The sequence below is a fragment of the Paenarthrobacter sp. PAE-2 genome, assembly GCF_026013155.1.
GTDB lineage: Bacteria > Actinomycetota > Actinomycetes > Actinomycetales > Micrococcaceae > Arthrobacter > Arthrobacter ureafaciens.
In genome coordinates this window covers 1-20,431 of sequence record NZ_JAPDNV010000025.1, presented here as the reverse complement: position 1 = coordinate 20,431, position 20,431 = coordinate 1, and the positions used below count along the sequence as shown (strand labels likewise).

The 20,431-nt window shown below is 63.7% G+C and carries 23 protein-coding genes; 5 read left to right on the top strand and 18 right to left on the bottom strand.

Annotation, left to right across the window (positions count from 1 at the left end):
- Positions 1 to 44: 44 nt before the first annotated feature.
- Positions 45 to 857 carry a helix-turn-helix transcriptional regulator gene (locus OCL88_RS14800; protein ID WP_264963002.1) on the bottom strand — a complete coding sequence of 271 codons (813 nt, stop codon included), beginning with the start codon at positions 855 to 857 and terminating at the stop codon, positions 45 to 47.
- 70 nt (positions 858 to 927) lie between these two features.
- Between OCL88_RS14800 and OCL88_RS14795 the strand changes: the two genes are divergently transcribed.
- Positions 928 to 1,440: a VOC family protein gene (locus OCL88_RS14795; RefSeq protein ID WP_264963001.1), complete on the top strand. Its 513-nt coding sequence runs from the start codon at positions 928 to 930 to the stop codon at positions 1,438 to 1,440.
- Positions 1,441 to 1,454: 14 nt separating this feature from the next.
- Here OCL88_RS14795 and OCL88_RS14790 read toward each other — a convergent pair whose 3' ends face one another.
- The 11 genes from OCL88_RS14790 to OCL88_RS14740 form a co-directional block, all read right to left on the bottom strand.
- On the bottom strand, positions 1,455 to 1,817 hold the full coding sequence (locus OCL88_RS14790) for a VOC family protein (RefSeq protein WP_264963000.1): 363 nt from the start codon (positions 1,815 to 1,817) through the stop codon (positions 1,455 to 1,457).
- Between the two features lie 4 nt (positions 1,818 to 1,821).
- Positions 1,822 to 2,082 (bottom strand): DUF4235 domain-containing protein, encoded by a 261-nt coding sequence (locus OCL88_RS14785; protein WP_166184763.1) that lies wholly within the window; start codon positions 2,080 to 2,082, stop codon positions 1,822 to 1,824.
- An 84-nt stretch (positions 2,083 to 2,166) separates the two neighbouring features.
- Complete coding sequence (locus OCL88_RS14780) at positions 2,167 to 2,343, bottom strand: CsbD family protein (RefSeq protein ID WP_021471349.1); 177 nt, start codon at positions 2,341 to 2,343, stop codon at positions 2,167 to 2,169.
- An 89-nt stretch (positions 2,344 to 2,432) separates the two neighbouring features.
- A complete protein-coding gene (gene dhaM / locus OCL88_RS14775) occupies positions 2,433 to 3,107 on the bottom strand; it encodes a dihydroxyacetone kinase phosphoryl donor subunit DhaM (RefSeq protein ID WP_264962999.1) in 675 nt (224 codons plus the stop codon).
- Positions 3,104 to 3,757: a dihydroxyacetone kinase subunit DhaL gene (gene dhaL, locus OCL88_RS14770; RefSeq protein WP_264962998.1), complete on the bottom strand. Its 654-nt coding sequence runs from the start codon at positions 3,755 to 3,757 to the stop codon at positions 3,104 to 3,106. Before dhaL ends, dhaM begins: the two co-directional genes overlap by 4 nt.
- Before the next feature lie 3 nt (positions 3,758 to 3,760).
- On the bottom strand, positions 3,761 to 4,762 hold the full coding sequence (gene dhaK, locus OCL88_RS14765; protein WP_021471352.1) for a dihydroxyacetone kinase subunit DhaK: 1,002 nt from the start codon (positions 4,760 to 4,762) through the stop codon (positions 3,761 to 3,763).
- 86 nt (positions 4,763 to 4,848) lie between these two features.
- On the bottom strand, positions 4,849 to 5,034 hold the full coding sequence (locus OCL88_RS14760; RefSeq protein ID WP_021471353.1) for a hypothetical protein: 186 nt from the start codon (positions 5,032 to 5,034) through the stop codon (positions 4,849 to 4,851).
- Positions 5,035 to 5,043: 9 nt separating this feature from the next.
- Positions 5,044 to 6,432: an FAD-binding oxidoreductase gene (locus tag OCL88_RS14755; protein WP_264962997.1), complete on the bottom strand. Its 1,389-nt coding sequence runs from the start codon at positions 6,430 to 6,432 to the stop codon at positions 5,044 to 5,046.
- A 206-nt stretch (positions 6,433 to 6,638) separates the two neighbouring features.
- Positions 6,639 to 7,148: an amino-acid N-acetyltransferase gene (locus tag OCL88_RS14750; protein WP_264962996.1), complete on the bottom strand. Its 510-nt coding sequence runs from the start codon at positions 7,146 to 7,148 to the stop codon at positions 6,639 to 6,641.
- A 9-nt stretch (positions 7,149 to 7,157) separates the two neighbouring features.
- Positions 7,158 to 7,463 carry a DUF3040 domain-containing protein gene (locus OCL88_RS14745; RefSeq protein ID WP_264962995.1) on the bottom strand — a complete coding sequence of 102 codons (306 nt, stop codon included), beginning with the start codon at positions 7,461 to 7,463 and terminating at the stop codon, positions 7,158 to 7,160.
- A gap of 124 nt (positions 7,464 to 7,587) precedes the next feature.
- Positions 7,588 to 8,235, bottom strand: coding sequence for a YegP family protein (locus OCL88_RS14740; RefSeq protein WP_264962994.1), 648 nt, complete (start codon positions 8,233 to 8,235; stop codon positions 7,588 to 7,590).
- 275 nt (positions 8,236 to 8,510) lie between these two features.
- On the opposite strand from OCL88_RS14740, the gene OCL88_RS14735 reads away from it, so the two are divergent.
- A complete protein-coding gene (locus OCL88_RS14735; protein ID WP_264962993.1) occupies positions 8,511 to 9,323 on the top strand; it encodes an IclR family transcriptional regulator in 813 nt (270 codons plus the stop codon).
- A gap of 30 nt (positions 9,324 to 9,353) precedes the next feature.
- Here the strand turns inward: OCL88_RS14735 and OCL88_RS14730 are convergent, their stop codons facing one another.
- The 6 genes from OCL88_RS14730 to lysS form a co-directional block, all read right to left on the bottom strand.
- Positions 9,354 to 11,456: a prolyl oligopeptidase family serine peptidase gene (locus OCL88_RS14730; protein WP_264962992.1), complete on the bottom strand. Its 2,103-nt coding sequence runs from the start codon at positions 11,454 to 11,456 to the stop codon at positions 9,354 to 9,356.
- A gap of 65 nt (positions 11,457 to 11,521) precedes the next feature.
- The gene (locus OCL88_RS14725) at positions 11,522 to 12,736 is read right to left on the bottom strand and encodes a glycosyltransferase (RefSeq protein ID WP_264962991.1); all 1,215 of its coding nucleotides are present in this window, start codon (positions 12,734 to 12,736) and stop codon (positions 11,522 to 11,524) included.
- A gap of 118 nt (positions 12,737 to 12,854) precedes the next feature.
- Complete coding sequence (locus OCL88_RS14720; protein ID WP_264962990.1) at positions 12,855 to 15,347, bottom strand: ATP-dependent Clp protease ATP-binding subunit; 2,493 nt, start codon at positions 15,345 to 15,347, stop codon at positions 12,855 to 12,857.
- Between the two features lie 174 nt (positions 15,348 to 15,521).
- The gene (locus tag OCL88_RS14715; RefSeq protein WP_264962989.1) at positions 15,522 to 15,848 is read right to left on the bottom strand and encodes a histone-like nucleoid-structuring protein Lsr2; all 327 of its coding nucleotides are present in this window, start codon (positions 15,846 to 15,848) and stop codon (positions 15,522 to 15,524) included.
- Positions 15,849 to 15,975: 127 nt separating this feature from the next.
- The gene (locus OCL88_RS14710) at positions 15,976 to 16,149 is read right to left on the bottom strand and encodes a hypothetical protein (protein ID WP_264962988.1); all 174 of its coding nucleotides are present in this window, start codon (positions 16,147 to 16,149) and stop codon (positions 15,976 to 15,978) included.
- Positions 16,150 to 16,151: 2 nt separating this feature from the next.
- On the bottom strand, positions 16,152 to 17,681 hold the full coding sequence (lysS, locus tag OCL88_RS14705; protein WP_264962987.1) for a lysine--tRNA ligase: 1,530 nt from the start codon (positions 17,679 to 17,681) through the stop codon (positions 16,152 to 16,154).
- 56 nt (positions 17,682 to 17,737) lie between these two features.
- On the opposite strand from lysS, the gene OCL88_RS14700 reads away from it, so the two are divergent.
- Genes OCL88_RS14700 through OCL88_RS14690 form a run of 3 tightly spaced genes read left to right on the top strand, consistent with a single transcriptional unit; the run spans position 17,738 to position 20,385 of the window.
- The gene (locus tag OCL88_RS14700) at positions 17,738 to 18,628 is read left to right on the top strand and encodes an alpha/beta fold hydrolase (protein WP_264962986.1); all 891 of its coding nucleotides are present in this window, start codon (positions 17,738 to 17,740) and stop codon (positions 18,626 to 18,628) included.
- A 10-nt stretch (positions 18,629 to 18,638) separates the two neighbouring features.
- Positions 18,639 to 19,493, top strand: a complete 855-nt coding sequence (locus OCL88_RS14695; protein ID WP_264962985.1) for an alpha/beta fold hydrolase — start codon at positions 18,639 to 18,641, stop codon at positions 19,491 to 19,493.
- 58 nt (positions 19,494 to 19,551) lie between these two features.
- On the top strand, positions 19,552 to 20,385 hold the full coding sequence (locus OCL88_RS14690; RefSeq protein ID WP_062094554.1) for an alpha/beta fold hydrolase: 834 nt from the start codon (positions 19,552 to 19,554) through the stop codon (positions 20,383 to 20,385).
- Positions 20,386 to 20,431 lie beyond the last annotated feature (46 nt).

Below are 20,431 nucleotides of genomic sequence, written 5' to 3'. Positions count from 1 at the left end.
GGAGCATCGGCAAAACGCTAAGGCGCGACGACGGCGGCAGCCAGTTACTGGCCTCCCTCACCGAGGGCGCGGCGATAGCTGCTGGGGGTGAACCCCAGGTACCTCTGGAATTCATTGCTAAGGTGCGCATGGTCCGCATACCCCAACTCGGCAGCTATCGCGGCCAAGTCCGCCGATGAATCCGTACGGGCCAGCTCAGCGGCCTCTTGGAGCCTTCGTCGACGAATCAGCACCGCGGGAGTCAGCCCGATGTACTTCCTCGCAACCCGCTGCAGCGTCCTGGGCGAGACCGCCAGCGCGGAAGCCACCTCATCGATCCGGGTAAATGGCGGGTCCGCTGCGATCACGTCCATCAGGCTGTTGGCCAACAGCGCTTCTTCCGTCAGTGGCGTGTCCGCGAAAGAAGCCAGCCATTCCGCAAAGGCCTGCACAGCGAGCTCACGGTGGCCGCCGTCGTCGTGCGTTTTTCCGGATCGGGTCCCCATCGCGGCGGTGACGGCACTTTGCAACCCCCCGGCAGGAAAAGCCTGCTGCACGTCCGTGATCCGGGCCGGTTCCGGCGCAAAAAAGGGCGTGGCGGCCGGGCGCAACAGCGCACCAACGGCCCAACCCCGGCCGGTCAGGTCCTGATGCCCGGCACGGGTGGTGGGGCCGGATAAGACCACACTCTCCTGCTCGACCACCAGGTTGCAGTTCGGGTAAGCGATGATGTGCTGCCGGGAGGTGCGTCCCGGCCCGAGGTCCCACTCAGGTATCCAGAACCACTGCACCAGGTGGGCCACGGCGTAGGGAGCGGGCAGCCGGTGGAAAGTGGGGAGGCGGGCAGGATACAGAATTCCCTTGAACGATTCCTCCATGCACACCCCCATAAGAGACTGTCGTAAATATCCAAGCGCCTGCAAATGGCAGCGGCGTAGCGTCGGGGATATGACAGATACTACAAGCACCGGAACACCCCAAGCAGCCCACGGGGAGTACACCAGTCACGGGACTCCCAAGGGCCTGACCAGTCTCACGCCGTTCTTGGCAGTCACCAACGCCAAGGACGCCATCAACTTCTACAAGGAAGTGTTTGGCGCCCGGTTGGTCAGCTCTACGGAAGCTGGCGGAGCCGTGGTCCACGCTGAGCTCGACTTCGGCAACGGCCACCTGCAGCTCGGCGAGCCGAACCCGGATTACCACTTGGTTCCGGCTCCGGAGGGCGACGACGATTGCTATTCACTGGGACTTTATTGCGAGGATGCGGACGCCTTGGTCCAGCGCGCCGGGCAGGCCGGAGCCACCATCCGGGAGCCCCTCACAACATTCGTTTCGGGGGACCGTTTCGCCAGCATCCGCGACCCGTACGGCGTCCGATGGTCCATCATGACCCGCGTCGAGGACCTGTCAGAAGAGGAAAGCAACCGCCGGGTCGAAGAATGGGCGGCACAGAGCCTGTAACCCTGCCAACCAGCCTAGGAGAGGCAGAGGCAGAACGGGTGCCCGGCCGGATCGAGGAACACCCGGAACGTCTCGCCCGGTTGGTGGTCGGCCTTGCTGGCTCCCAGCGCCAGGACGGCCTTTTCAGCCTCGTCGAGATCCTCCACCACCACATCGAAGTGCATCTGCTGGGGAATGGTCTGGCCGGGCCACACCGGCGCCTGGTAAACGTCTACTTGCTGGAAGGAAATACAGTTGCTGCCGTCGGCGGGACGGATGTCCATCCAGTCGCCCTCTTCGTTGGACACTTCCCAACCCAGCAGTTCGCCATAGAAGTTGGCCAGGGCGCGCGCGTCCGGGCAATCGATAACAACACTGGCGTGCTTCGCTATAGCCATTTCGCTAGACCTCATCTGCGGTTTTCTTCATGCGCTCAATGGCGCTCTTGGTGCCTCGCTGGGTAAGGACGTGGACCACGGCTCCTACTGCGGCGGAGACGACGGCAAAAACAAGAACGCCCGGAAGTGCATCGTCCAGGTCGGTCCCGTCCTTCGGAGCAGGCCTGCCCGTTTTCTTTTCCCAGAGTCCCTCAAGGGTTTTGTTCGCAAGCGCACCGGCTCCGAGGCTGATCACCAGGCCGAAAAGTTTAACCAGAAAGTTCACGGATTCTCCCTCGGGTTCAAAGATCGTCAATGCGTAGAAACACGTCAGGGCCGCTGTGACACAGCGGCCCTGACGATGTGAAAATTAGTCCTTCTTGAAGGCGTCTTTTACCTTCTCGCCGGCGCCCTTGAGGTCGCTCTTGACCTGATCGCCCTTGCCTTCGGCTTCGAGGCGCTCGTTGTCGGTCAGCTTACCGGCGGCTTCTTTTGCCTTGCCTGCGATCTTGTCGCCAGCGTTCTCCATCTTGTCATCGGCACCCATGCTTGCACCTCTTTCTTGTAGTGAACCTGTACTACTACAACATCACTAATCAGGATACTTATCAATCTCTTGGCGCAAAATGTCGCGAATTAGAGTTCGCCGAATCCGTCCGCCACCAAGCCGCGGACGTAGTCAACGGCCTTCTGCGCATCCTCGCCGCGCGCCTCAACATGGAGCGTGGCACCCTGCCCTGCAGCCAGGGTCATGAGTTCCATGATCGATGCTCCATCGGCGCCGTTGATGGTCACCTCTGCGTCCATTCCGGAAAGCCCTCCGGCGATCTTCGCAGCAGGCCGGGCGTGCATCCCCAGCGGATTGATGAGCTCGACATCGGCTGTCACGTCCGGTTCCTCCGCTCCCGCTGCCTCCGGCGCGGCGATGGCACCTCCGGCCGCTTCAGCGGCCTTCCGCACCTCCTCGACGCCGGCACCGCCCTGGGCAGCGACGGCCGCGGCAACGAGCCCCTCCACAAGTGGCGCGTCAGCCAGGTGCACCGCGTCCGGTTCGCTGGCAAACTCCTTCACCGACTCCGCGGTCATCACCGCCGAACCCAGATCCGTCAGCACCACCACGCCGTCGCCTGCGGCTTCGGCCAGGGACTGCTCGACGGCGGCCAGCACCTTCTCGAAGCTGGTGCCGATCCGCCCGTCGTCAGTTCCCCCGGCGGCGACGAGTCCGACGTCGGACGCCATCTGGGTGGCCAGCTCAACTGCACCCTCAGCGATCTTGCTGCTGTGCGAGACGACCACGATCCCAACCGTCATCCGCCGGTACCGCCGGATGCGCCGTCCGCCGCCGTCGCAGCCGCCCGGAGCAAAAGCGCCGTGGACGCAGCCCCCGGGTCCCGGTGTCCTGCGCTGCGTTCACCCAGGTAGCTGGCCCGGCCTTTGCGGGCGACGAGCGGGTCGGTTGCCACGGCACCTGTTTCCGCAGCCTCTGCAGCCGCCTGCAGGGCGGACAACGCGTCCTCGCCGTTATCCGCAGCCTTTTGGGCTGCTTCCACGGCCGGAGACCAGGCGTCCACCATGGTCTTGTCACCCAATTCGGCCTTTCCGCGCGCCACCACTCCGTCACGGGCAGCCGCCAAGGCGGACGCCACTGCTCCGGCGTCGAGCTCGACCGCATCCCCCAGCGAGGTGGCAGCACGGAGGTAGGCAGTCCCGTAAAGCGGCCCTGCGGCACCGCCCACCTTGGACATCAGCGCCATGGCCGCAGCCTTCAACGCTGCCCCGGCCGTTTCCGGTGGTGACTCGTTGAGTTTCTGCATAACTGCCTGGAAGCCGCGGTCCATGTTTTCTCCGTGGTCCGCGTCCCCGATTGCCCGGTCAAGTTCAATCAGTTCCACACGATGTTCGGCCATAGCCTCAGCTGAGAGATTCAGCCACCTCACGGCCCAATCAACACCCAACCCCACGTCTCACACTCCCCAACGAAGGGCCGCAGTATGGACGGGAGCGTCCCAAAGGGTGGTCAGTTCATCGTCCAGGCGAAGCACCGACACGGAGCAACCCTGCATCTCCAGGGAGGTCACGTAATTGCCCACCAACGAACGCTCCACAGTGGCGCCCCGTTCGGCGAGCACCTGCGCCGCCCGGCGGTAGACAATGTACAGCTCACTCAGGGGCGTGCCGCCCATGCCGTTGACGAACAGCAGGACCTTGTCCCCGGAGGCGATGGAAAGATCCTCCAGCACAGGTTCCAGCAGCCGGTCCGTGATGGCATCCGCGGGTTCCATGGCAATCTTGTGCCGGCCGGGTTCGCCGTGGATGCCGATTCCGATCTCAATCTCGTCATCAGCGAGTTCGAAGCTCGGTGTGCCCGCGTGCGGGACCGTGCAACCGGAGAGTGCCACGCCCATGGTCCGGACGTTCGCCACCACGCGCTCGGCGATGGCGGCTACGGCATCAAGGTCGTCGCCCCGTTCGGCGGCGGCCCCCGCGATCTTCTCCACGAGGACCGTCCCGCCGACGCCGCGCCGCCCGGCCGTGTACAGCGAGTCCTCCACGGCAACGTCGTCGTTCACGAGCACCGAGCGGACGGCCACGCCTTCGGCCTGGGCCATTTCCGCTGCGGTCTCGAAGTTCAGGACGTCACCGGTGTAGTTCTTCACGATGTGGACGACGCCGGCACCGGAGTCCACCGCGGTGGTCGCCGGGATGATCTGGTCCGGTGTGGGCGAGGTGAATACGGCTCCCGGCACTGCGGCGTCCAACATGCCGAGTCCAACGAAGCCAGCATGCAGCGGTTCGTGGCCGCTGCCCCCGCCCGATACCAAGGCGACCTTTCCCTTCACCGGCGCACCCTTGCGGACGACGAATTTGGGATCGGGGTGGACGTCCACGAGGTCGGCATGCGCCATACCGAAACCCTCGACGGATTCGTCCACCACCGCACGTGGATCATTGATGAGCTTTTTCATGGTCGATGCTCCTGAGCCTGCAGTGGTCTGGTGCTCTGACCCTACTACCGGCAGCCGCGGCCATGGTAGGCCTCCAAGGGGTCCTCTTAGCCGCCTTGTTTGGCAACGTCGGAGGGCTCCCGATCATGGCTGGCCTGCACGTCGGGCCAGAAGTCGGAGGAGATCTCGTGGGACGGGTGCCCTCCGGACCATCCCGACTCGTGGAGCCAGGAACCGTAGGGGATCTCAATCTGGAACGCGGAGAAGTCCGGGAACGTTACTCGGTCTTGCACGGCGCGTTCCTAGTTACCCGGCACGGCGTCGCCGCCGGTCGTGACAACGTCCTCGAGCAGTACGGTCTGATCGATGACCGGCAGCCCTACGACATGCCCAAAGCTGAACATGTTGTCCGGGTCGACTTCCGCTTTGGCCCTCTTCAGGCGCTCCCGGATGCTTGGCGCCCAAGCCCGCTCGCGGTCCTCGGCATCAACAAAGTGCCCGTGCAGGTTCACGAAAGTCGAACCGCTGGAGGCCTCGCGCAGATCCTCCTGGACGGCGTCGTACACCTGCGGAAGCAGCTCCGCCAGGGGCGGGACGGCCATCCCTGCCATGAAGAAGCTGAAGGCCGCGTCGCGGCCGCTGACGCTGTCCTTACCGTCAGCCGATACTGCCAGCGCACCGCCCAAGAGGCGGAGCTCTGCCATGAGGACGGGACTTTCGACGCCGGGACCAAAGTGCCGCAGGATGGCCTCCTTGGCCTGGCCATCCAGCCGGTCCAGCAGGAAACCCCGTTCACGGGCCGGAACCGGCTGGTCGGGGTCCTGGTGGATTGAATCGAACTGCGTTGACTCAAGCGGACCCGTGGCATCCATCATGAAGGGGGCGCACTGGCGCATGGGCTCCAGAAGTTGGGTGGCCACTGCCGCATCACCTTGGTACGCATAACGGAGGTGCACCACGAACTTCCCGCGGAGTGGTTCCGGGATGATGTCCATGTCCGGCAGCCGCAGGAAAGCCAACGACGCCGATGCTTCCGTTGGGAGGGTGTCCACCCACCGGCTGAACTGATCGAGGACGGTGGCAGCATGCTGGCCGTCAAAATAGACGCCGCCGGCAAAGATGTCTTCGCCGGGAAACAGGTGGAACTCGATTGCCGTGACGATCCCCAGGTTGCCCTTTCCGCCCCTGAGGAGGAAGAACAGTTCCGGGTTCTCGTCCTTGGACACGCGCCGTTGGGTGCCGTCGGCCGTGACGAGTTCGAAGGCGATGACGTGGTCGGAAGCGAAGCCGTACTTGCGGCCCATGATTGGCAGGCCGCCGCCAAGCGTGTAGCCCACCACGCCCACGTCCGTGGTGGAACCGCACAGACCCATCAGGCCGAAGGTTGCAGCGTGGTCAACCACCGCCTTCCATCGGACGCCCGCACCAACGCGGGCGGTCCTTTCGACGGGATCTATGCTCAGTTCCAACATCCGGCGGGTGCTGATCAGCAAGCCGCCCTGAATTGCATTGGAGGCACCGTGGCCGGTGGACTGCACGGCAACGGGCATGCCCTGCTCCGCTGCCCATTTCACCGCGGTTGCAACGTCCTCGGCGTCGAGGGCGCCGAACGCAACATCCGGCTGGTGCTGTGTTGAAAGGTTGAAGGCCGCTACTTCTTCAGCGAACCCTGGATCGGTAGGCGTGAACACTGGACCGCGGACGCTGAGCTTGAGTTCTGAAACGCTTGAAATGCCTAGAAAGGACGCGTGGGACTGCATGATCTTCTCTCGATGAACCGATGTGGCGGAAGCTCCCCAGCAAGCCTGAATCAGTTTATCCATCAAATTTAGATAAGAGAAGATATTTTAAATCACCCATAATTTTGGCGCTTGTCCGGGAATTGTTGGAGGTGGGGCTAGAGGTGCTTGATCATACGGGTGTTGCCCAAGGTATTGGGTTTTACCCGGGCAAGATCAAGGAACTCCGCTACCCCTTCGTCATGCGAGCGCAGCAGTTCCGAATACACCTCGGGATCAACGGCGGACTGGTCGGCCATGACTTCGAATCCATGGCGGACAAAGAAGTCCACCTCGAACGTCAGGCAGAATACGCGGCTGACGCCGAGGGTCCGCGCCTTTTCCACGAGGCTTTCCACCAGAACGTGGCCCACGCCTCTGCCCCGCCAGGAGTCTGCGGCCGCGAGTGTGCGGATTTCGGCGAGGTCTTCCCACATGACGTGCAGGGCGCCACAGCCAATAACTTCGCCGTCGTCCGACTCGGCGATCTGGAACTCCTGGAGGCTTTCGTAGTACGCCACGGTCTCCTTGGAGATGAGGATCCTCTCCTCGGCCAACGGCGCTACGAGCCCCTTGATCGCCGCGACGTCGCTGGTACGGGCAGGGCGAATGCTGAAGGCGGAATCCACTCCCCCATCCTAGCCACGAACCCGCCCCCGCCCGCTCCAGCGACCGCCTGCGTCGAAGCAAGTCCGGACCAGCAGGTAGGAACCAGTCCCCATGAGCAAGAAACCGCCCACGCCCACAACCGTCATGTGCGCCGCGACGCCCGTCATTAGCACCACCAGTCCGATCATCAGGGCAAAAGAACCGATGAAGCCCTCGGCAGGAAGCCTCTGCCGATCAAAACCGGAAGCCAGCTTGCGGGCCAGTTCCGGGTCCTCAGCCATCAGCTGCGACTCCAGTCCTTCAAGTATGTTGCGCTCTCTGTCTGACAACTGCACTGGGCCCTCCTCCGGGGACCCAGCCTGTCGTTGCGGGAGATGGGTCCCAACCACTGAAAACCAACGCCACCTTGAGCGTTGCGTGACGTTTGAATGTTCTCGTTTCCACGAGTTGCGCGCGCCTTTAGCCGGGCAGGGAAGCGGCCTTGGCCATGTGCGATGCAACGGGCTCCAGGATGTCCAGCTTGCACGGTACGGCTGCCCGCCCTGCGACCCCCGGCAGTTCGCCCTTCAACGCGGCAGAGCGCAGTTCACGCAAGGCCGTCCCGCCCACAGCGGCGCCGGTAAGGTCGAGCACAACGCCCCCACGGCCAGGCAGGGCCGCTGCGCGTCGCGCCACCGCATATATAGCTGTCAGATTGTGCTCACTGACGCGGCCCCGGATCAGGACGCGCGCGCCATCCAACTCCAAGTTGAGGCGAACCAGGAACCTTAGCTTCAATCCCCGGGTGGAGGCCGGACCGCCTCGGCGCGGTCCGGAACGTTTGGAGGCCGTCTCACCGCCTCTCGCCATTGCAGTACGCAGGGACTGCCGGGGCGAACTGCGGGTCAGCGGCGAGTGCGCCTTTCCGGCCTGCTTGGATTGCTCCTCGATGATGGATTTGTCCACGATGTGTCCGGTGGCTGCATTTTCGCGGACCGCCATGATGGCCTTCGCCGCCTGCATCTTCCCTGGGAACGCCCCTGACACCGCCAGGATCTCCCGTTCGTCGCCGGTCAGGCGAAATCGGAAGTCATTGCCGTCCTTGTAGATTTCGAATTGTCCCGCCATTGGAAGGCCCCTTCTCTTGAACTCCGGCAGCGGCCCCCAGCCCGCCTTTGTCCCTGCGGTCTCCCGCACACACTCGGAAAACCATGACTTCAGCCTTGGATAACCGTTGCTATATAAACAATATAGTTGCTAACTCCGCAACAAGTCAAAGGCGTCGGTTGGTTCGTGGTCAGCGAGGTCCTGCTTAAAAGTCACTAAAATGGGAGCATCCGGTTCCTCCTCGGAACGTCACTCTCTGCTGCCAAGAGCAGCTGACCCAAGCACCTAGGACAGACATGCCCGGCAGGCCACGGCTTAATGACGAACCACTGCAAGGAGCTGCGGCATCGCTGCTGAATGGCCTCGGGGTTCTGCAAGCGTTTTCGCTTGAACGCCCCGTGTTGGGCGTGACGGAGATTGCGCAGAGAGTAAATCTCCACAAGAGCACTGTTTCCAGGATCCTCACCGGCCTCGCGAACGCGGGCTATGTGGAGCGTGACGAAGAGACCGGACGCTTCCGGCTCGGGCTGGGTTTGATCACCCTTGCCGGACCCCTGCTCGCAGAGCTTGACGTTCGCCGCGCCGCGCACGCCGATCTGCAGGAACTAGCCGCAGCAACGGGCGAAACAAGCGCACTGACCGTATGGAACGGCATGGCGGCCATAGTGGTTGAAGAGATTCCCAGCCCGCACCCCGTGAAACACACAGCGCCGATCGGGACCCGCTACAACGACTACGAGAGCGCCTCCGTACGCGTGTTTCTCGCCCAGCTTGCTGCCCCCGACGTGGAACAAGCACTACAGGCAGGGTGGATCACCCGACGGCCGGCGTCCGGACTGGAGGCTGACTTCGGGCAGCACCTGGCCACCGTGAGGGAGGACGGCTACGCCATCAACGACGGGTTCACCTCGCAGGAGGAGGTTGGGATCTCCGCGGCGGTACGCGACTACCGGGACGAGGTAGTCGGGTGCATCATGCTGTCTTCACCCCGGTCCCGGACGGATCCCGAGCGCATCGCACTGTACACAGAAAGAGTCTTGGCCGCCGCGCGGACCGTCTCCGCCCGCCTGGGCCACCTGCCTAAGGTGGCCCCGGTCCCGGCACCATGAACTGAATCCCGGAGGCGCGCCGGCAGCTCCCTAGAGGCCGAGCTCCTCCGGCAGCTCCACGCCCCGCCCCAGCACCTGCTTGGCCAGGAAGTGCTCAACCACCCCGTACCAGATCTTCGCGTGTTGGGGTTGGAGCACCCAGTGGTTCTCGTCCGGGAAGTAGAGGAACCGGTGCGGGCTCTGGCCATTCTCGTCGGCCGGAAGCTGGGAGGATGAGAGCAACTCGTACCAAAGACGCAGCCCTTCCCCGATCGGCACCCTGTAATCCTTGTCGCCGTGGATCACCAACATGGGCGTCTTGATGTTTCCCACGTTCAGGTGCGGCGAATTCTCCATCGCCATCTCCGCAGTCATTTCCTTGAGCCAGTACTGGGCCGCGTCGGTGGTGGGGCCGAACTGATCCAATGCCCACAGGCTGGCATGAGTGACGATCGCATTGAATCGATCAGTCTTCCCGGCAACCCAATTCGCCATGTAGCCGCCGAACGAGCCGCCCATTGCAGCGGTCCGCGCTTCGTCGATGTCCGGACGGGCCACCACTGCATCGGTGATGGCCATCAAGTCATCAAACGGGCGCTTTCCCCACTCACCCCATCCGCGCTGGATGAAGTCCTGCCCGTAGCCGGTGGACAACGCCGGGTCCGGCAGCAGCACGGCATACCCCTTCGCCACCAGCAGCCATGGGTTCCAGCGCCATGTCCAGGCGTTCCAGGAACCGAGCGGACCGCCGTGGATCCAAAGGAGGAGGGGTGCCGGCTGATCGCCCGTCGCATCGTCCGGCAGCGCAAGATATGCCGGTACCCGTGAACCGTCGGCAGCGGTCCCCTCCACCCGCTCCAAGCGACCGGGATGCACCGGACGTTCCGCCGGAGCAGGCAGGCGGACCACGTCGCCGGTGGCAGCATCGATCCGAACAGCTTCAGGCGGGAAGTCGTAGGAACTCCGGAGCGCGAAGACGCTTGCCCCATCCGGGGAGACGGCCACGTCCGTGTAAGCCGCCGCATCCTTCGTCAGTCGCGTCACCGCACCGTCAGCGACGTTGATCCGGAAAACCGGCGACGCGCCGTCGTCGTCCGCTGTCACCAGGACGGCACTGCCGTCCGGAAGCCAGGCAACCGGGTGCGCCCAGCGGTCCCACTCGTGTGCGAGCGGGGCCAGTTCCGTGGTCTCGCCATCTGAAACGTCCAGCAGGTGCAGTTTGACCTGCGGGGCCTGGGTGGGCGTGGTGTCGCTTTCGCTCTGCACAACCAGGGTGCGGTTGTCAGGGCTGACCGGCCCGGGGAAGTAGCTCATGCCTTCGCGGTCCAGCAGTACCTTCACGGCGCCGGTGGATACGTCGACGGCGGCGAGCACCTCGCGGCTGTCAGCCTTGGCGAGCGCCTTGGTGAGGCTCGTGTAGATGGTCTTCCCATCGGGGCTCACCACGGTTTGTGCTACCCGGAGTGAACCTCCGACGCCGGGGGTCAGGTTCCGCAGTTCTACCGGCGGTTGGGCATCCACGGTGGAAGGCTTCCCAGGCTGGTTCTGTTCGCCGGGTTCCACAGCGAAGATGCGCGGTTGCGACGGGCCCAGGTCCGCGTCCCAGTATCGGACGGGGTAGCCGCTGTGCAGGATCGCCGAAACTTTGTTGTCCTTGCGGGCTTTCCGCCGCTCCTTGTCATTCTCTTCGTTGGTGGAACCGGCCAGGACCTCCGCCACAACGAACGTCGCATCGGCGTCCTTGGCGGCGAGGACTGCATTGACTCCGCCTGCCCGCGAGTGCACCACCCGGGCCTCTCCCCCGTCCGCCGGCAGCAACCACAAGGCGCTGACAGGGTCCTCATCGGGGGTCTCCGGGTCGGGGCGCGCCGACGTGAAGTAGAGGTCGCCGTTGGCTGCGAAGGCGGCGCCGGCCTCTCCCTTGGCACTCCTGGTGATGCGCCTGGCCTGCTTCTCCCCGGCCGGGTCCAGCTCCCACAGAGCCGTGACGTATTCGGTTCCCTTGCCATTGAGGGTGGCAACGGTGGTGACCAGCCGCTTGCCGTCGGGGCTGAGGGTGAGTCCGCCCACGCGAGGAACTGAAAGATAGTGCTCCAGATCGTGGAAAGGCGTCTCCGGTTGCCTGCCCGGGTTGTGAGAGTCAGTCGAGTCCATGCTCTGATTCAACAGGGAATGTGCCGCGCATCACAGGGTAGTTCACTAAGAGTGAAACAGTGCTTTCACATCCTTTGGACTCTCCGGAGTGCATCCAGCACCGGAGCCACGCCGTCTTCCGCGGCGATGCTGGCGGCCAGGACCCGCGCCCGGTCAGCGTACGACGGCGTGCTGACCGCGGCTTTGATTGCCGCTGCGAGGCGCCCCGCTGCCAGTTGCTTGAAAGGGATGGGCCAAGGGCCTGCACCAAGGGCGGCCACCCGGGAGGCCCACAAGGGCTGGTCCGTGAAGACCGGTACGCAAACGGTCGGGACCCCGGCGAGGAGACCAGCCGCCGTCGTACCTGATCCGGCATGGTGCACGACGGCCGCCATCTGCGGGAAAAGCCACTCATGCGGCACATCCCCGACGCTGATGGCGTCAGGCTCCTGCACGCCCCCGCCCTGCAAGACGGCGCGCACACCGGCGAGCCTGACGGCTTCCAGCGCCAGGTCTGCGTCCAGCTGCGCGCCGCTGCCAAATCCCACGTAGACAGGGGGCGGTCCGGCGGCAAGGAAATCCACCAATGAGGAGTCCGGTTTCCACTCCGGCCTTGCCGGCGGCCACCAGTAGCCGCCCATCGTCAGGCCGTCATGCCAATCCGCCGGGCGCGGCAGGACCGTGGGGCTGATGCCATGGAGGATGGTCGCCTTGTTGCTGCGCCGACGTCGGTCAGCGGCCTGGCGCGACAGCTTCGGAAGCCCCAACTCCCGGCGTATACGTGCGCTCGGGGCGTCGTACGGCGCGGGTCCGCCAGCCACCCGTTCGCCAATCAGCCTGTTGCCCAGCCGCCCCAGGTTGCGGGCGGATCCCAACATCACCGGCGGATACGCGGCGCTTGGCTCAACGGGCTGCAGGTGGGCACCGAGGACCGGGATGCCCAGCGCTTCACCGACGTCATAAGCGTAGGGCGCCACGGAGTTGGCCATGATGAGGTCCGCTCCACGTTCTGCCGCAGCCAAAGTTCCCGTGGCTGCCTGGTCCATGTAGGTGCGCAACCCACGCCAGGACTCAAGCATCCCGCTGACGGCCGGCTCCGCTCCCGCCGAACCGCGTTGGATAATCCGGGTCAGGCTGCCAGGGAGTTCCCTGTACTCGCATCCTGCCGACACCACCACCGATTCGTAGGCAGGATTGCCGGCCACGGCAACCTCAAACCCGTGCTCCTGCAGCTTGCTGCCCAGTCCCGCCATGGGAGCCACGTCTCCCCGCGTTCCCGGGGCCACCATCAATACCCGCATCAACCCTCCTGCTGCCTGTTACCCGGGCCCGCGGGATTCCAGATCCCGACAACAAGCAAGTGCCCCGCACACTCCTAGGAGAATGTGCGGGGCACTCTGCTTTATGGCGCTTCCACCTTTATGCGGACGGAGCGATCTCCGGAATCCGCGGCTTGGCGTTGCCTTCGAACGTGAACTTGGCGTCGTCACCTTCACCCTCGACGTCCACCACAACGATGTCGCCGGTGTGGATGTCGCCGAACAGGATCTTCTCGGACAGCTGGTCCTCGATCTCGCGCTGGATGGTGCGGCGCAGCGGCCGGGCACCCATTGCGGGGTCGTAACCACGGGTAGCGAGCAGGACCTTGGCGGCCTTGGTGAGCTCGATGCCCATGTCCTTGTCCTTGAGGCGACGCTCCAGGCGGGTGACGAACAGGTCCACGATCTCGATGATCTCGTCCTGCGTCAGCTGCGGGAACACCACGACGTCGTCAACACGGTTGAGGAACTCGGGACGGAAGTGCTGCTTCAGCTCTTCCGTGACCCGGGCACGCATCCGGTTGTAGCCGGTCTGGGTGTCCGTGCCGGACTGGAAGCCGGTTGCGACGCTCTTGGAGATATCGCGGGTACCCAGGTTGGTGGTCATGATGATCACGGTGTTCTTGAAGTCCACCACGCGGCCTTGGGAGTCGGTCAGGCGGCCGTCTTCGAGGATCTGCAGGAGCGAGTTGAAGAGATCGGCGTGCGCCTTCTCAACCTCGTCGAACAGCACCACGGAGAACGGACGACGGCGGACCTTCTCGGTCAGCTGGCCGCCTTCTTCGTACCCGACGTAGCCCGGAGGGGCACCGAAGAGGCGCGAAACCGTGTGCTTCTCGGAGTACTCGGACATGTCCAGCGTGATGAGGGCGTCCTCTTCACCGAACAGGAACTCCGCAAGTGCCTTGGCGAGTTCGGTCTTTCCGACGCCGGTGGGGCCGGCGAAGATGAACGAACCACCCGGACGCTTGGGGTCCTTCAGGCCTGCACGGGTACGGCGGATAGCCTGCGACAGGGCCTTGATGGCCTCGTCCTGGCCGACGACCCGCTTGTGCAGCTCGTCTTCCATCTTCAGCAGGCGCGAGGACTCTTCCTCGGTGAGCTTGAAGACCGGGATGCCCGTGGAGTTCGCGAGGACTTCTGCGATCAGGTCCTCGTCAACCTCGGAGATGTCGTCCATGCCGCCGGACTTCCAGTTGCGCTCCTTCTCTGCGCGCTCGGCAATGAGCTTCTGCTCCTTGTCGCGCAGCGAAGCGGCGCCTTCGAAGTCCTGGGCGTCAATGGCCGATTCCTTCTCCAGCTTCACGTCGGCGATGCGCTCGTCCATGGCCTTGAGCTCCGGCGGAGCGGTCATGCGACGGATGCGCAGGCGGGCGCCCGCTTCGTCGATGAGGTCAATCGCTTTGTCCGGCAGGAAGCGGTCCGAGATGTAGCGTTCGGCCAGCTGCGCTGCGGAGGCGAGGGCGCCGTCGGTAATCGTCACGCGGTGGTGTGCCTCGTAACGGTCCCGCAGGCCCTTCAGGATCTCGATCGCGTGCGCAACCGAAGGTTCCTTGACCTGGATGGGCTGGAAGCGGCGCTCCAGCGCAGCATCCTTCTCGATGTGCTTGCGGTATTCGTCAAGCGTGGTGGCACCAATGGTCTGGAGTTCGCCACGGGCCAGCATCGGCTTGAGGATGGACGCAGCGTCAATGGCGCCCTCTGCAGCACCCGCACCAACCAAGGTGTGGATCTCATCGATGAACAGGATGATGTCCCCACGGGTGCGGATTTCCTTGAGGACCTTCTTCAGGCGCTCTTCGAAGTCACCACGGTAGCGGGAACCTGCAACCAGGGAGCCAAGGTCCAGCGTGTAGAGCTGCTTGTCCTTGATGGTCTCCGGAACGTCCCCGCGGACGATCGCCTGGGCAAGGCCCTCGACGACGGCGGTCTTGCCGACGCCGGGCTCACCGATCAGGACCGGGTTGTTCTTGGTGCGGCGGGAGAGGACCTGCATGACGCGTTCCATCTCCTGCTCGCGGCCGATCACGGGATCGAGCTTGTTTTCGCGTGCAGCCTGCGTCAGGTTGCGGCCGAACTGGTCCAGGACCACGGAACCGGCAGGGGTGCCTTCCTGCTGGCCCTGGCCGGATCCCGAACCCGCGGTTTCCTTGCCCTGATAGCCGGAGAGCAGCTGGATAACCTGCTGGCGCACACGGTTGAGGTCCGCGCCGAGCTTCACCAGCACCTGGGCTGCCACGCCTTCGCCCTCACGGATGAGGCCGAGGAGGATGTGCTCCGTGCCGATGTAGTTGTGTCCGAGCTGAAGGGCCTCGCGAAGCGAAAGCTCCAGCACCTTCTTTGCACGCGGGGTAAAGGGGATGTGACCGGACGGAGCCTGCTGGCCCTGGCCGATGATCTCCTGCACCTGTTCCCGGACGCCGTCGAGCGAAATGCTCAAGGACTCAAGCGCCTTGGCGGCAACACCTTCACCCTCATGGATCAAACCCAAGAGGATGTGTTCAGTACCGATGTAGTTGTGATTGAGCATCCGTGCCTCTTCTTGGGCAAGGACGACCACGCGACGGGCACGGTCCGTAAATCTCTCAAACATTTCGCCACACTCCTAGCTACGACGTACTTTGATGCTACGTGCCGAAGCAGGACTTTTGGAGCGTGTTCGCCACAGGGGAAACATGGACCCCTGCTCCCGCCCGGGAAGCGGGTTCTTGAACGTCCGCGTTAAAACCAAAGCCCCGGCACTTGGCCGGGGCTTTGAGGCGGCGACTCAGGAATTCGCCTTCTGGTACGCTTCCTGAATTTCAGCTTGAATGCGTCCGCGACTGTTTACCGTGTAACCGTTGTCACGGGCCCACTGGCGGATCTGCGCGGAATCCTGGTTACGGGTGGCTGCAGTGCGGCCCCTCGTTGCGCGTCCGGAAGAGGTCTTCCGGGCTTTGGCGACGTAAGGCTCCAAGGCTTGACGCAGGGAAGCAGCGTTGGCCGAAGACAAATCCATCTCGTAGCTCACGCCGTCCAGGCCAAAACGGACAGTTTCGTCAGCTGCCCCTTCATCCAAGTCATCGACAAGGATGATTTTTACTTTTTGTGCCATGAGTAGCCTCTCTTTTGGAGGGTTGATAATCAGAAATCCCCATGTTGTATTTCTGATTATCGTTCACAGCAACCATGCGCGTCAAAGGCATATGTGGATAAAACCCCAATGCCAGCCAATTCACAGGCTATTTAGCGGCAGGGCCCTCGGCATCAGGACCCGAATTGCGCAGATTTGCTTCCGCCTGCGCCCGGGCTTCAGCCTCGCGCTCGGATTTGTCGGCATTGAATATGGACTTCATGGCAAACCAGAAGATCAAACCAACAACAACGGAGGGCGCCAGGACGGCAATGTACTCCATGATCAGTGCCCCTCAGGCTTCAGCAACGGGAACAGGATGGTCTCCCGAATGCCCACGCCGGTAAACATCATCACAAGGCGGTCAATGCCCAGGCCAATGCCGCCCATCGGTGGAGCGCCGTATTCCAGGGCGCGGAGGAAGTCCTCATCCAGGTGCATGGCTTCGTCGTCACCGGCCGCTGAGCGCCTTGACTGCTCCACGAGACGCTCGCGCTGGATGACCGGGTCAATCAGCTCGGAGAACGCCGTGCCACGCTCCATGCCGCCGATAATGAGGTCCCAGGCTTCGATCAACCGGCCGTCCTCACGGTGCGGACGGGCAAGGGGCTGCGCCGACGGCGGGTAATCATAAACGAACGTCGGGTTCAACAGGGTTGGCTCGACGATTTCCCCGAACAATTCCACCGCGAGCTTCTCGGCATCCCACTTGGGATCCACCTTGACCTCATGCTGGGCTGCAATGTCCCGCAATTCCTCCACCGTGGTGTCCGGGGTAATTTCGACCCCCACTGCTTCGGAAAGCCCCGGGTACACCGCAAGCCAGGACCATTCGCCGTCGAGGTTGATCTCGCCGGCTTCCGTCTGAATGGTGCGCGTCCCCACGACGTCAGCCACATTCAGGATGATTTCCTTCATGCGCTCGGCCATGACGAATTGGTCCGCCCAGGCTTCGTAGCATTCCAGGGTGGTGAATTCCGGGCTGTGCGTCGAATCCACGCCTTCGTTGCGGAAAACCCTGCCCATGTCATAAACGCGGTCAATGCCGCCCACCACAGCGCGCTTCAGGAAGAGCTCGGTGGCAATGCGCAGCGTCATCTTCTGGTCAAAGGCATTCATGTGGGTTTCGAAGGGGCGGGCCGTTGCGCCGCCATGCACCAATTGCAGCATGGGGGTTTCGACTTCCACATAACCGCGGCGGTCCAGGGTGTCCCGGATGGAGCGGGTAATTGCAGCGCGCGTGTAGACCATTTCACGGGCTTCGTCGCGGACCATCAGGTCCACGTAGCGCTGACGGACCCGGGTCTCCTCGTTGAGTTCCGCGTGGAGCACCGGGAGGGGCCGGAGGGCCTTGGACGCCATGGACCAGGACTCGGCCATGACGGACAGTTCGCCACGGCGGGAAGAGATCACTTCGCCCTTGATGAACACGTGGTCGCCCAGGTCAACCAGGGCCTTCCATTCGGCCAGAGCTTCCTCGCCGACGTTCGCCAGGCTCAGCATCGCCTGCAGGCGTACGGCCTTGCCGTCCACGCCGCCTTCCTGGAGGGTGGCGAAGCACAGCTTGCCGGTGTTGCGGATGAACACGACGCGTCCGGTCACACCGACGACGTCGCCGGTGGTGTCGTCCGCCTCGAGGTGGGCGTACTTTTCACGAATTTCGGCAAGGGAATGAGTCCGCTCAACGCCCACGGGATAGGCCTCCGAACCACGCTCAATCAGCTTGGCGCGCTTCTCCATACGGATGCGCATCTGTTCGCTGGCATCGGCAGGCTCTGCGGAGGTGTTCAGGGCGGGGGTGTTTGCGGAAGTCACAGTCCTTAAGTTTACCGCTGATTACGGGCCACTACTTCCGGACATAGACTCGGGCTGTGGAGACGTGGACTGTTGAAACGAACGACGGCGGTGGGCAGCTTGAGGTGCACACCTTCCGACCCCTGTCGAATGCCGCCATTCCGGGGTCGCAGGCACCCGCTGAACCGTCCGGCGTCGTCATGATCCATGGCACCCTGGTGACCGACTCCCTGTACTGGCCGTTCGCGCGGAACCTGAGCCGCATGCTGAACCGCCCCGTTCATTGCTACAACCGACGCGGCCGAGGGAGGTCCGCACCGCAGCCGCCGGACTACTCAGTGGAGACTGAGGTTGCCGATCTCGCCGCAGTGATGGACAAGAGCGGTTCCACTGACGTGGTGGCTCACAGTTATGGCGGCTTCGTTGCCCTGAACGCGGTGCTGAAGTCGAAGATGAACCGCCTGGTGACCTACGACGCCGCGGTGTCCCTGTCCGGCAACCTCCACGGCCGGTGGCGCCCGGAACTGGAAGAAGCCGTCACGGCGGGGCAGCTGGACCAAGCCTGGGCCCATCTGGTCCAGGGCCTGGGCACCGCAGGACCCATTTCCTACCTGCCCATGAGCGCATTGCGAACACTCAGTATCATCTCCGCCCAGACCCGGCTGGGGTTCGAGATGCGGTCGCTTCTGCCCACCGCGGTGACCGAGATGCGCGCGGTCCTGGCAGCGGACGTTTCACTCAACGATTTCCGGTCACTGCACACACCGACACTGATGTTGAGTGGAGGGTGGAGTCCCTCGTACTTCGCCGAAACCGGGAGAACCCTCGCCAACGCCGTTTCCGCTATCGACTTCGCGATCGTCCCCCTGCAATTCCACGAAGGTCCGCTGCGTCCGGGCCGGCGGCTGGCCTCCCGGGTGGCACGGTTCCTCTCCGGAGGTCACGTCCCCGCGTCCGTAGGCGCCTAGGATAATCCGGGTGAGGGAACAGGAAGTCAGAACGCACGACGGCGGCAAACTCGCCTTGTACAGCTACGGGACGGCGGACGCGCCCGGGGAACGACGCGTGATCCTGATCGGCGGGGCATTCCTGACAGCTTTGATTTACCGCCCGTTCTCTGTGGCCTTGGCGAAGGGACTGGGCGAGGGCTGGGCCGTGGACGTCTATGACCGCCGCGGCCGGGGCAAATCCACAGACCAGCCGCACAATTACTCCATGGCCACGGAGATCGCCGACGTCCGGACCATCATGGACGCCACCGACGCCCGGAACATCCTTGGCCACAGCCTTGGCGGGGCGGTCGCCCTCAACGCTGCACAAGCCTTTGCCGGTACACGCAATGAGCCGGCCAAGCTCGCCGTCTATGACGCCGCCGTGAACATCGACGGCAGCATGGACACGGACTGGCTGGACGGCTTTGCCGATGCCGTGAATAAAGGCGACGTCAGCCGCGCCATGGCCCGAATGAAGCGGGGAATGAATCCCGGGACCGCGCTCTCCCGCGTGCCCGAGCCCATCCTCGCAGGACTCATGGCAGTGGTCTCCAGGACCAAGGTCAACAGACTGTTCCGCGATCTCCTGCCTTCGGGCGTAGGAGAACTCAAGGCTGCCTTCGAAGCCGACGCCACGCCCCGGGACTTCTCCGTACTCCCGCCCACGACGCATTTCATGGTGGGTAAAAAGAGTCCGCAGTTCTACAAGGTGGCTGCGTCCCGGCTCAACAGGGCGGTCCCGGGCAGCACGCTTGAGGTCTCGCCAAAAGGCTTCCATGGTTCGGTCCCCGCGGCCGTCAAGGAACTGGTCAGCGATATCTCCGAGTACTTCAAGAAGTAGGTTTCAGCGGTCGGTGGACACAGTGTTCGTGTTCAGGTGCCTCAGCTAGGCTCGGTTCATGACGCGCGAGATTATCACCACACCTGACGGCGGACACCTCGAACTCTTCACCACGGGCGGTGACCTGGCGGCGAAGGGGTCCGGCGTCGTCGTCGTGCCCGCCTCCATGGTGACGGCTTCGGACTACACCCGGTTCGCGCAGAAGCTGAGCGAATCCCTCGGCCGTCCCGTTCATACGTTCAACCGCCGGGGGCGCGGCGACTCGTCTCCGCAGCCGGAGGATTACACACTCGAGGCCGACATCCGGGACCTGGATGCCGTCATGAAGCACACCTCCAGCACCGATGTGTTCGGCCACTCGTTCGGCGGCGCAGTGGCGTTGCACGCCGCTCGGACCCTACCCGTGGAGCGCTTGGCCGTCTACGACCCCGCAGTTTCCGTCAACCACAGTGTCAAGGCGGACTGGACCCCGGAGTATGAACGCGCGACGGCGGCCGGCGACTATGACCGCGGCCTTGCCGTATTGATCAAGGGGGTTGAGACCGGCGGCGCTTTCTCGCGCATGCCGTTGTCCATGCTGACACTGGCCACCAAGCTGACGGCCGGCACTCCACTGGGTAAGCAGATGCGGGAGTTGATGACCTGTGGCGTGCGCGAGATCAAAGCAGTGATCGCGGCGGACATGCCGGCGGAGCCGTTCCTGGAGTTGCCGCTGGAGACACTCATTGTGGTGGGCGAGAAGAGCCCGGCGTACTTCGGGGTGGCCTGTGGCCAGATCCACGACGTCCTGTCCGGCTCCAGCTACACCATCCTCCCGGGGTTCGGCCATGACGGTCCGAACAGGGCTCCGGACAAGCTGATCACGGAGTTGTCGGAGTTCTTCGCGGGGTAGCCCGTCTGGGTGGTTAAACGCTGAAAGCCCCGTCTGTTGGCGGGGC

Bases quoted from the DNA above. Each gene is read 5' to 3' on its own strand.
- OCL88_RS14715 (WP_264962989.1), bottom strand. From the start codon at position 15,848: ATGGCACAAAAAGTAAAAATCATCCTTGTCGATGACTTGGATGAAGGG.
- dhaK (WP_021471352.1), bottom strand. From the start codon at position 4,762: ATGAAAAAGCTCATCAATGATCCACGTGCGGTGGTGGACGAATCCGTC.
- OCL88_RS14690 (WP_062094554.1), top strand. From the start codon at position 19,552: ATGACGCGCGAGATTATCACCACACCTGACGGCGGACACCTCGAACTC.
- OCL88_RS14800 (WP_264963002.1), bottom strand. From the start codon at position 857: ATGGAGGAATCGTTCAAGGGAATTCTGTATCCTGCCCGCCTCCCCACT.
- OCL88_RS14720 (WP_264962990.1), bottom strand. From the start codon at position 15,347: ATGTTTGAGAGATTTACGGACCGTGCCCGTCGCGTGGTCGTCCTTGCC.
- OCL88_RS14790 (WP_264963000.1), bottom strand. From the start codon at position 1,817: ATGGCTATAGCGAAGCACGCCAGTGTTGTTATCGATTGCCCGGACGCG.
- OCL88_RS14780 (WP_021471349.1), bottom strand. From the start codon at position 2,343: ATGGGTGCCGATGACAAGATGGAGAACGCTGGCGACAAGATCGCAGGC.
- OCL88_RS14795 (WP_264963001.1), top strand. From the start codon at position 928: ATGACAGATACTACAAGCACCGGAACACCCCAAGCAGCCCACGGGGAG.
- OCL88_RS14740 (WP_264962994.1), bottom strand. From the start codon at position 8,235: ATGGCGGGACAATTCGAAATCTACAAGGACGGCAATGACTTCCGATTT.
- OCL88_RS14730 (WP_264962992.1), bottom strand. From the start codon at position 11,456: ATGGACTCGACTGACTCTCACAACCCGGGCAGGCAACCGGAGACGCCT.
- OCL88_RS14710 (WP_264962988.1), bottom strand. From the start codon at position 16,149: ATGGAGTACATTGCCGTCCTGGCGCCCTCCGTTGTTGTTGGTTTGATC.
- OCL88_RS14735 (WP_264962993.1), top strand. From the start codon at position 8,511: ATGCCCGGCAGGCCACGGCTTAATGACGAACCACTGCAAGGAGCTGCG.
- OCL88_RS14725 (WP_264962991.1), bottom strand. From the start codon at position 12,736: ATGCGGGTATTGATGGTGGCCCCGGGAACGCGGGGAGACGTGGCTCCC.
- dhaM (WP_264962999.1), bottom strand. From the start codon at position 3,107: ATGACGGTTGGGATCGTGGTCGTCTCGCACAGCAGCAAGATCGCTGAG.